This is a genomic window from Cyanobacterium sp. uoEpiScrs1, from assembly GCF_947331815.1.
Lineage (GTDB): Bacteria > Cyanobacteriota > Cyanobacteriia > Cyanobacteriales > Microcystaceae > Rippkaea.
Genome location: NZ_OX373462.1, coordinates 1,601,573 through 1,613,808 on the forward strand (window position 1 = coordinate 1,601,573; position 12,236 = coordinate 1,613,808).

Sequence of the window (12,236 nt, forward strand, 5' to 3'; positions counted from 1 at the left end):
CTTTAATACTAGTATTAAAAGGTAGTCCTCTGTCAATATCAATCTTCATCGAGTGCCGGAAAAGCTTCCTCAATCTTCCACAAATTGTCTTTGTTTTCAATAACCCAACTGCGAGTTTCTGGAGTTAATTGTTCCCAAACAACATCGACAGCAATATGGGGAGATGCATACTGGTATTTTTGTCCAAATTTCTTTAAATTGTCAGCAACATTTTCAGAGATACCAAAATATGACCAGTCGACTTCGAGTTTCATTCCAGAGACCCCACCTGTTGGATCAAAAATTAATTGTGCCGTTCTAACTAAATCAGCAAAGTGTCTAGCTTTTAGTCCTGTAATTTCCTGAATTTTTTTTGCTCGGCTATTAGTTTGTTCCATAGTATTTTATTCCTATACAGTTATATATCTATTTAACCCTACTAAGGGGCAAAAATCAACCCCTCTTACTCAATAATTTTTAACTATAATTTTTTTGAATTGATTAAAAAAATTGTCATTGAAATTAAATCTATAGTTTCTATAATCTCGTAATATAGGAAGCCTTATTAAATTAAGTTGGGTAATTTATTATAATTTCTTTATCATAAACGTTGCTATCTTAATTTCATCCTCGGATTAAAATACTTACTATTCCTGTCGACCAAACTAAAATATGACACACAATAAAATATAATTTTAACAATAGATATTTTATGATAATAATCAACACTTAATCCATCTTTACTTAATTCCAAGTTCTGGAGTAATATTACCAGCATTAGCATCAAATTTACTAGCGTTAGCAATATACATAGATATTAATAGCTTTAAAGTTACTTATTTATAAATAAAAATTAATTAATTAAGCAAGTAAATCAAATCATGTGTCATTGTACTAACAATCTCAAAGAAGTTTTTAATTCACTAATAATTAAAAATTATTTTCTGTAGAATACGACATAAATTAGATATGATTAAAATTATATAGTCACTATTTAAATTAATTGCCAGATATATTTAAAGCATTTATACTATTCTGCCAAGAACAATACATAGTATTTATAATTTTTACATGTAGCCTAAAATGCTACAAAAAAAAATTACTGTTAAACAGAATAATAAAAGTAGAGCTAAAAGTTAAAATATTTGTATTTTCTATGTTTATATTGCTTTACTCTTTTCATCTATAATATTAGTTTTAGCCAATACTGTGACTGCTATTCAATAGCCTAGAAATTAATATTATTAAGTAATCAGTTTTTTAATCTAACTTGTTAGGTATCTTTTTTTTTAATATATTTGCTTTTTTTGTTAACTTAGTTTATTAAAAAATAACTACCATACTAACTAGTATTAAATAGACCAATTTAACTGTTAATAATGAGTTAATAATCAATAATATATTGTGTAATCATATAACTTATGGCAGTACTAAATATAAATATTTTAAGCATTTTATAATTATCTTGATATCTCCATTGAAATAAATAATTTTTAAATTAATACTATTCTTATGGACTGCATTGTATACAAAAATTTTAAAAAATAAATGTCCTATTTCTTCTTTTTTAAAAATTATATTTTTAAGTAATCAATTATGCTAGCTAACTGCCTCATTTATAGTTACTTATTTAGATAAAATAGTTTTTTATAAAATTATGCAAAACTAATTAAATGAATTTATTCATATTCTTCCAAAGATAAATTACCAGGACTAAGATTTAGATGTAGGGCCGGAAGATACAGTCTAGAAAGGCTTACAAATATTTTAATAATTTTAATTACAACAAATTGAACTTTCTGTTCTAAAGATATTGAGCTTATTATAAAATTTTTTTTAAAGAGAGCTCTGATATATAGTCTTGTACTAAGTCTATAATAAATAACATGACCATTTTTTCTAGAAATTTAAGAATAGTTTTGATAATAAGGAATACAAGATATGAATCATCCTTGTATTCCCTGTTACTCCCTCTTAGTTATTACATTGATCTAACTGCATGTAATAACTAAAAGTTAAAAGCCTAAATCTTACTCTTTTATAAGATTAAAAATGGCAACACGGAAAGTTAAACAAACAGAATATTTCAGCCCTAATAAATTTGACTAACTTGTCGAAATATTTTTGATTGGCAGTTTTAAATCATCAGCTAATTAAGTTTAATGTACAACAGTAATTTGTCTCAACTGGATTTGTAGTTAGTAAAGAAAACAACTCTCTATGAAATTACTTACGAAAGAAAGTTAAGGTAAGATCTATTCTTCTTTTAAGGAAAAGTGCTTATCTTGTGTTGAAACCAGATCATTCCAAGTGTCTGCTGCATCTTGGACTGCTTGTTTAACAGTCTTTTCTTTAAGCATAGCAGCCTGTAAATTCTCATAGATAATCTGTTGCAGCTTATTAATATTTTGAATTGACGGAATTAACACTTCAGCATCTTTAAGCTGTGTCACACTAACTTGACGAGCTTGAGCAACTAGAGTGGCAGGCTCAGACTGTTGTTTCAACTCTTCTATATACAATTTGATCCCCTCTACTGTCGAGGGAAGAACATTCGCTTGTTTAGCAAACTTCAGTTGATTTTCCGTATTTGTAACAAAAAGAGCAAACTTTACCCCATCATCTGTTTTTTTAGCATCACGAGGAATAATTAAATTCATCACCGCTACATTTTTTTTACCTGTTTTTCCGGTAATTTGGGGAGCAGCTGTTGAAATTTTTGCAATAGTAGGAGCATTATTTTCGATACTGATTATCGATTCAGCCCCAGAGGAAAGTAAGGCTGTTTGTCCTGACTGATATAAATCAATTGCATGGCGATGCCCTTGGGTTAAAACTTCAGGAGGCAATAAATCATTTTGATACATATCAACCCAATAGTTAAACGCAGCAATACCTTCAGGCGTATTAAAAGCAGCTTTTTTCTGTTTGTCTACTAACTGAACTCCCATTTGTACTAAAGATTCTAAAACCTCTCCAGAATCTCCAGGAACAAAACTAATAAACATAGCATATTTGCCCGTTTTATTATGGAATATTGTTGCAAATTCGGCTAATTCGGTAAAGTTTTTTGGAGGCGTTGTACTATTAATTTGAGAGAGTAATTTTTCGTTATAAAGGGTAATACGGGTAGTTAAGTACCAAGGAATGCCAAAACTAATACCATCAAGCGTACTTGCTTGCCAAATTTTTGGTAAATATTGCTGTTGAATCTCCGAAGGAATATAGGGCTTCAAATTCAACCAAGCATTACGACTGGCTAATTGAGAAGCAAAATTAGGGTTGAGATTAACTACATCAGGAGGGTTTTTGGCCGATACTGTTGTTAAAATTTTACTTTCCATCGCTTCCCAAGGTATATCTATCCAACGGACACTTACCTCTGGATTTTTTTCTTCAAAGAAAGTGATAATATCCTTGAAATAAGGAGTAAATTTAGGTTGAAGCTGCATCGTCCAAAATTCTAATTTTTGATCAGATTCTGTCGGAATTTCAGGGGTACAACTAACAAGCCAACTTAGTACCAACCCTAATAAACACAAAAGTACAAATGATCTACGTTTTACAAATCTATGCATTATTTGCCAAGATGAAATAAAATAAATATTCTTAAGTTTAAGATTAATGGATAGATCTTTAATGTCAATTTACGATTTTTTTTTAAAAAACTGGGCTACTTAGAAAACCTAAGTTAAACTAAATTACATGACCAGGAAGTCTGCTTTAAGTATTTACCGACTAATTCTACAGAAATTTAGATATGATAGTCAGGTGTAGCAACTCTGGGAAAAAAATTTATGCTATTTGGTTTACATCCTTATTTAAAAGACTTTCAGGACTTTAATTTAGTAAATATCTCTAAATAGTTTGATTTGTTCCAATTGTTCAAAAACAAGTATACTTATTAATTGGATAGCATAAGAGCTACTAAAAACGTTTTTGAAGCGAACAAAATCTCCAATTATGTTTTATGAGAGCTTTTCAATAAATTTTATATATTCCTCCTTCTAGATTATTTTTTTTATACTTATTGAAGAGCACTATGATCCTTATTTCATTTATTATCTTAATGTATATTTAAAAATAAATAACTTTAATAACAGTCAAAAACTAAGTCATTATTATAATCTTATTTTTTATTTATTTTTATTAAAATTATTATATTTTATTCTATAAAGCTATTAATCTTTATGAAGAAGATACAAGAAGTTACTCTAGCCTTGACTTCTAATTTTATCATCAAAAAGACTGTTGACAATAAAAATTTAAATTTCATTTGAGTAGTATCAGTTATTAAAATGTAACACTTAAGATTTTAATATAATTAATGCTCACAAAATATTTGCTATTTTATTAAAATTAAAAATCACTAACTCAATGAATAAGTTAATATAAATAAATTAGAATCGATTAACTTCACTGATGCAAGTTTTTATTTATATTAACTTTAAATCAGTATAATAACATTATTGTATAGATAATTAATTTGCACTAGAAATTTATTAAGATTAAAATTTTGGACTCATCACCCTAATATAGTTAGATAAATAGTTAAAGCAGGATTGTTTTATGACTCTCTTTTCTGTGCTAACAAACTTTAATCATAATTTCTACTAGTTTAGATATCAAAATCAAAAAATAGCAATTTTTCAAAAAATGTAACATGACTTAATTCAATTTTTCAAAAATCTATACAGTTTGCAAAGCCTAAATTAAAATATTGATGAGAATCTTAGAGAGATTCTCATCAATCATATCAAGCAATCTCAACAGTTTTTTTATTTTATTTTGGTTAAGAAATGAGTTTGATAATATTTTAAGATAAATACTCTATATACTATTTAATAGTTGTATCACTAGTAGTGTAAAGTCATTTTATATTAAAAACTTAACAGCATATCTCAAATAAGAAGATAAAATAAACTATCTATTCTAGATTTCCTTGATTTTATTTAGTATCTATGTCTAAGATCCGAAGTGATTTATGAGTTTTATCGATAAGTATGGTTTAAACTTCAATGATAATGTTACTTGCACGTCTACAGTCTTTAATTACTATTACTTTGGTTCCCGTGAGTTTATTGATTCCAAACATCTCTTCTCTACCCGTCATTGCAGGAAGTACAGATTGGAATCAATTCGATGTCTGTATTACAGAAATTGCCCACTATGGAGTCAAAAAAGATAAAGCTGCATTTGCTTGTTCCGATGCACTGATTCCTAAAGAGTTGTCCCAATGTGTTGCTATGATTTATAAAGCTACTCCTATCGAAGGAGATGATGCTCTTAATGCTTGTTATCAGGTGAGGAGACCTATTGACTTAGGTCATTGTGTGGCTGATATTTATCATGCAATTCCTAAACTTTCTTTGAAAGCCACTGAAAACGGGCTAACTACTGAGGAAAAATCTTCCCTGTTAACTCTTTTAACTTCCTGTAGAGCCAGTTTACGTCCAGGACATTATTCAGAATGCGTTATTGCAGTCAACCGAAATCTTCCTAATATGACTCCAGTTAAAGCATTAAACAAATGTCTTGCAGCTGAAGATTTTCCTCGTGCTTTATTTCCTGTTTACGAGCCATAGAAAAAATAATCTATTGATATTCCTCCGTCCTTAACTACTATCGTGATTGAGCGGGGGATTCTAATATAATCTCATCAGCAATAAGACAAAACTATATATAGTTTATACTAACATTAAATACCTACATATTTAGTTCAAGAATTATGTTGATAATAGCATTATTTGTTGATACTCATTGAGTAATCATTAGTGGTCTAGTGTTTCAATTATAAAGAAGTAGAAAATAACAACTTATGTAAGTTTATATATTAAGAGATAGAAACAACATAATTTACTCAAAAACACAATCTGACTAACTATACGAACTCAAGATATTTCTACATAAAAACTTAAAGATATATCTAAGTAAATTAACCATTTGTAACTAATTCAAAACAACTAATTTTATAAACTTTAAAATGTAGCTGTATTTTAATCAAAATATTGATATTTACTAAAATATTTATTCTGACTTTTTTATTGGTAGTTAAGCAGAAAGATAGACAGTAATAACTTTGTTTATTTTACTAAAAAATATATACAATCATAAATAATGATTGTATTATTAATACTAATTTTTGTATTATTGAACTTACTATGATGAGAAAAATATCTAATTCTAGACTTCTACAGTTTTTTTTGTAAACGATAAATGAGAGTACGAGAATCAACATCATTAATAATATTCTGGATAATAGTACTTGGACCTACTGGACTCCAACTACAGCCTTTCTCTAAATATTCTTGAGCTGCTTTACCGACAATGTAAGCATAATATCCAGCAATTAGCCCCTGCATCGTAGCTGTACTGCCGTAAGTCATTAATGCAGCTGGACTTTCAAAAAAACTTACCGCAGCAAATATACTTTTTCCAATCCCTAAAATAAGTAATGTGCTTAATTCCCCCAATAATAATCCTCCCGAACTAATAAGAATCTTTTCCCAGAGTTTTCCTGCTTCATAACTGGTAATAGGTAATCCATACAATCGAGCTAACGCTCGAATTAAAGCCAAGTCAGTTATCATTCCTCCAATGATATCTAAAAAGGCAATAGGATTAATCGCAACAGCTATAGCTTTAGATTTAGTAAAATTCCAAATAATAGTCTCTGCTTCTTTATGGCGAATTTTCAAAGTTTTTTTTGCAATATTTTCCTCTGCTTCTTTTGCTTGCATTAGAACATTTAAAGATAATAATGAACGTCCTTCTTGATTTAAAACAGTCAATATTTTTTTGCGTAACTCTTCTATCTGAGGAGATGGCTTTTCCCATTCTTCTGTCACTTTACCATCGGGATATTTAATCTTTACAAGAATAGGCTGTGGTTCAGCTGCTACCATAACAATTTCTTCTGGAGAAAAAATAGGATTCTGATTGTCTGTTTTTGTTGCTCGTAATTGTTGATAAATTTCTTGATAATCCTGGTCAGGATAAAGGTCAATTTTATTGAACACTAAAATTAAAGGTTTTTGACTATGTTGCAGTTTCTCTAACGCTTCATATTCGGTACGGGTAATATCTCCCGCTACTACAAATAGAATTAAGTCAGCTTGGTAGGCTACTTCTTTAGCAATATTTGCCCTAGTTTCGCCTTCAATTTCGTTTAGTCCAGGAGTATCAATAAATTCCACTTGAACCTTACCTCCAGGTGGTACCCAACGAACAGATTTTGGCCACTGAGTCACACCATGTAAGGGCCCTGTGTCAAGGAGTTTTTGCCCAATTAAAGCATTAATAACAGCGGACTTACCGCGACTGACTAAACCAAAAGCTGCGATTCTAATAATATTTTGTTCAAGCTTCTCTAAAGCCCCTTTGAGTGCTTGTAAATCTTTACGGACAGCAGCTTGTAGTTCAGGATCAGAGGGATGATTCCAATGGCGACGAAAACCATCATACCAAGACAACGCCTGCTGAAGGCTAGCATAAGCTTGTTGAATATGAATTTCCTGTTGAGAAGAAAGCATACAATTTATACTACCTACTGATGGTAAAAATTTAGTTAAGTCATAACAAACATTAATAATTTTTAAAAATTAATGACTCTAGGCTAGAAATTAGATATATCTAGTTTCTAGCCTAGAGCAAGCAACAACTCGGTATTATGATAACTCAAAACTATTTAACAATAACTGAATAATATTAATAAACCAAAGGTCATAAAGGAATAAATAAGTTGGATAAGGTCATATCATATTTAATAAATACATACTTATATACTGCGTATTATTACTTTATAAACAGACAATACGATCCATAAATAAATAGTTAGTTTGCACTTTTAAGTCTTAAACAAGATAAAACTATTTATAGAAAAAAATTGGCTATTAACTAGTATTTATAATACTATCTTTTATAAATGAAAATTACATAGTATTTATATTAGTATCCAGCAATAATATTAAGTATATAGCTACATATTAGGTTTAATTTTTAATATTCTTTAGACAGAATATAATATACGTTTACAGTTTCTTTATTTTATCAATCACCTTGTATTTTACAATTAATTAATTTGAGTTATTTTGAACACATATCTCTTAGATAAATATTGTTTATGTTTACTAGGCAAAATTAAATATTATCGCCATATCTTATGGAAAATCAAAATTGACTAACAATGAATTGATTCGACTTTGTTTCTTCCTCACTTAATTCAAAAATACTATAATAACTAAGTAATAAATTTTAAAATTTAACTATTTTTTAATAAAAGGCTATCAACTGAAGTTGTATTTACTCATATAAATTATTGTTTATACCGACTTCAAATATAAAGAGTAAACTACTAAATATTCTATACTGATTTATGCAATAACTTTCTATCTTCCACTATATAAACATTAATAATCATTGATTATTAATGTTTATAGATAACTATACACCTTTATTCAAACACTAAGGTTCTATAAATTAAGTTTCAAACGAATGTCCTAACCTCAAAATAAAGAAGCTAAAATTTTAATACTATCTATTATCTTTCCAGTTACTATTGCTTTTCTGGACATCAGAAAGAGAGCCAACGACTTTCCGTGTTTCGTCTTGGCTCTCTTTTTGGTTCGCTCCTCACACTAGTAGTAGTATATATAACTCATGTAAATTTGTCACTATACTTAAGGAAAATTTTCAATTTGTGCATTACATATCACAATCGGGATCTCGGAAAATTTCCCAAATTACTGTACCATAGCCATTTTAATACACGTTGACTTATAGAAATTAAGCCTAATCGAGCTTGCGACAATTTGGGATTATTTTGAGCTAAATCCCCAAAAATTCGACAATGACGTTCAAAATTTAAGATGGATTTACTTAAGTTGGTTCCAAGTTTATACCAACTTTGTGAAGAATTACTAACTGACTTATCTACTGTGATAAGTAATTGATTAATAAGAGCTAGAGCAGCTCGATCAGTAAGCCGTAATTGATCAGTATTCTTTAGCAATGGAATGGGGTCGGGAGTTTTCCAAGGCAATGTTAAGTGGCCTAATTTTTTTTGTTGAGGAATAAATACCCCCTCCGTCTCTCCTAAACGTAATAAAGAACAACACCGTGCATAAGTATATTCTATGAAAAATAGATTGTCAGTTTTTCCAAAAATTTTAGGTGAGTTAGATTGGAAAAGTATTTTTTCTCCCAACGATTGTAACCAACAAGCAAGAGTGTGCTCTCTCACCTCAAAATCTAGCCACCCTGGGAGAATAAGTTTCATTGTCAATGTTAATTGAGAACATTCTTGGTCGTCAGGATTAGATTGAGTCTTCAAAAAATAAAATATTTGTTGTGCAATTTCAATGGGAGATAGAGACAGCTGATTTGATAGTTGCATAGCCACCGTATAACGATAAGTAATAGAAGTAGGGTAATATAAGCGAGAAATGGTTGTAGTTGTCGGATATGAAGTGGATAAAAAACCTTTAAAAAGTCGTGAATTTGTTAATAAATATAATAGTTGTTCTTGTAATTGTTGTTGAATAGATAAATTTTTTAAAAAAAAATTAAAGGCAGTATGATTATACTGAATAATATTATTTCCCATAATAAATACCTGAATATATAAAAAAATATTTTCGGTGTCTTTGGAATTAGTTAATAGGAAGTCGGTTGCTCGACATATATTTTAAATATAATCTTGTAATTTAGAAGTAATTAAGGATGACGAATGTATTTTAATGTCGCTACTAAAAATTATAGCTTAGTAGCTTATGGACTAATTTTTATTCATAAATTGTAATCACTGAGCTTTCTGTATATTGGCAAGTCTTATTTGTTGAAAACTTTTTAAAATTACTGCTATTATTTACTTTGCTATTTAGTATTTTTATACTACTAAAGTTTATTACTATACAATCATTTGGTTATGATTTTTCGTATATAAAGGAGGAAGCTTATTAATAAATATTTGCTTATTAGCTTTAACTGCGATTGCATTTATATCTATTTAATAAGAGATAAATTATATTAATTGCTCAAGCTAATTTGCCATCATCATTGTGTATTTATTGGACATAAAGGTAAATGCTTAATTAAGATACTTACGATGCTATATTTTTGAATTCACTAATATAATTTATTTTTTACTACTATCTTTTAGTAGAGTTAAATTTAATAATAATGTCATATAAAGATTCCTGATCTTTTACTAAGATAAGCTTAATTCTTATTAATATTTGCATAAACTTGTTCTCCTAAAAGCTATTTGCTTTAACAAAAAAATAATTATTTTTTTATTAAAGTACTGTTATCTAACGAATGGTTTTGTAAAAATCGTTTACTATATATCAGTATAATTAACTATCAATAAATTTAATAACTAACGTAATATTCTTATAATTTAATTATCTCAGTGTGTATATACAATCTAATAAGATAGACTTTCATTGTGTCAATAAAAATTTATAGTATATCTATGTCAAGTTTAAAAGTATAAAGTCTTTTTTTGTCAGGTTAATAAAGTAAACCAAGTGATATATGGTAAAAATATTTGATATAGAATAATTCAATTATCGACAATTCAATTTTATCGTTAATTTCTTTTTTATATAAAGAGTATAGTATAATCAAATTATTATTTGATATATTGGTTAAATACACTAGGATAGTTTATCCCTTTTAGTTCTATTAAACTCTTTAATTGAGAATAGCAAAATAATTCAAGTAAAAATAATTAATTAAAATTCAGATAAAGATAAAACTTATTTTAGACATTGATTACGATGAAAATAAAATATTTTTTATCAAAATGAATCAATTAAAAGTTTTCTTGTATTTTTGATTTAATAAAACTAAAGATATAACTTTAAATATTATTAATAGATAAGAATAGCAAATTTAGAAGAATACTGAACTTTTGTTGTTTATGCATAAATTACTATTGTTATCGATCTTGTTATTTTTTTTATGTAAAAATATTACACAAAAACAACCAAGAAATCTTTTCTGTCCAATTCAAAAATTTTAAAAAAAATAGCATTTTTTTAGATTTTCGTGTGCTTGCAATCCTCATAAGGTTCTGGGCTATTATCTTTTATATCTTAAAATTTCTGTTGCCACGCGATTGCAGACTCCTGATTCTCCTAACATGGTACTCATTTGAGCATAATCTGCTAAAGTTCTTTGACGACGTTCGGCATTAAAGAGCAACTCTAAAGACTCTTGGACAATACGCTCTGTAGTGGCTTCTTCTTGCAATAACTCGGGAACAATTTCCTTCATCATTACTAAATTTGGAGGAGACATAAAGGGAATAGAAAATTTTAAAATATTGCGAGCAATCCACATTGTTAAAGGATTGACTAAGCATAAGACTAATTGAGGGATTTTAAGTAAAGCTAATTCTAAATTAACAGTCCCCGATTTAGCAATAGCAAAATCTGCTGCCGCCATTACTTCTAAAGATCTTTTTCCTTCAAGTAAAGTGATCGGAAGTTGATAGGAACTTACTGTTGTTTGAATAGTCTCTTGATATTCACTTAGAGAAATAGGCAGTAAAAAATGAATATTAGAGACTTTCTTCTGAAGTTTTTGAGCTGCCTTGCACATTAGAGGAAGATGATACTTTAATTCTTGATAACGAGAAGCAGGAAATAAAGCAACTATCGTTTGGTCTAAATTAATATTTAATTTAATACGGGCTTCCTCACGGCTAGGGGCTTTAGTTATGCGATCTAGTAGTGGATGTCCAACCCATTTGACGTTAACACCTTTTTCAGCAAAAAATCGAGCTTCCTCAGGAAAAATTGCCAGTAGAAGATCAGTAATCTTAGCAAACTGTTGAATAGTTTTACTATTAGGGGACCAGACCCAAGACTGAGGGGCGATGTAATATATGATTGGAACTCCAGGAAGATGTTTTCGAGCATATTGACCAAAAGCAGAATTAGGTCCCATATAATCGACAAGAATAAGAATATCGGGGGGATTTTTTCTTAAATATTGTTTAACTCGACGTTGCATTAACCAAGTAGGAATAATGAACGGAAGAGACTCAACAATACCAATAGATCCAATGGCGGCGGTATTCCCTAACAATTTTGCTCCAGCTTGCGCCATCAGATCGCCGCCCAAGGCTAGAATTTCTAAAGGAATACTTTGACTTCGAGCCTGTTGATAAAGAGCTTCAACCAACATTGAACCCTGTAAGTCTCCAGATACTTCCCCTGTACTGATAAAAATTCGCATAAATTCCCTAA

The 12,236-nt window shown here is 29.0% G+C and carries 6 protein-coding genes; 1 reads left to right on the forward strand and 5 read right to left on the reverse strand.

Annotated features, from left to right (window positions below):
• Positions 1-38 precede the first annotated feature (38 nt).
• A complete protein-coding gene (locus OXU93_RS05600; protein ID WP_267383152.1) occupies positions 39-377 on the reverse strand; it encodes a hypothetical protein in 339 nt (112 codons plus the stop codon).
• 1,857 nt (positions 378-2,234) lie between these two features.
• Positions 2,235-3,557, reverse strand: a complete 1,323-nt coding sequence (locus tag OXU93_RS05605; protein WP_267383153.1) for an ABC transporter substrate-binding protein — start codon at positions 3,555-3,557, stop codon at positions 2,235-2,237.
• 1,440 nt (positions 3,558-4,997) lie between these two features.
• On the opposite strand from OXU93_RS05605, the gene OXU93_RS05610 reads away from it, so the two are divergent.
• On the forward strand, positions 4,998-5,564 hold the full coding sequence (locus OXU93_RS05610; protein WP_416378762.1) for a hypothetical protein: 567 nt from the start codon (positions 4,998-5,000) through the stop codon (positions 5,562-5,564).
• Positions 5,565-6,170: 606 nt separating this feature from the next.
• Here the strand turns inward: OXU93_RS05610 and OXU93_RS05615 are convergent.
• From OXU93_RS05615 to lpxB, 3 genes are all read right to left on the reverse strand, one after another.
• A complete protein-coding gene (locus OXU93_RS05615) occupies positions 6,171-7,511 on the reverse strand; it encodes a GTP-binding protein (protein ID WP_267383156.1) in 1,341 nt (446 codons plus the stop codon).
• Between the two features lie 1,178 nt (positions 7,512-8,689).
• Positions 8,690-9,583 (reverse strand): DALR anticodon-binding domain-containing protein, encoded by an 894-nt coding sequence (locus OXU93_RS05620; protein WP_267383157.1) that lies wholly within the window; start codon positions 9,581-9,583, stop codon positions 8,690-8,692.
• Positions 9,584-11,064: 1,481 nt separating this feature from the next.
• A complete protein-coding gene (gene lpxB / locus OXU93_RS05625; RefSeq protein ID WP_267383158.1) occupies positions 11,065-12,225 on the reverse strand; it encodes a lipid-A-disaccharide synthase in 1,161 nt (386 codons plus the stop codon).
• Positions 12,226-12,236: the final 11 nt, after the last annotated feature.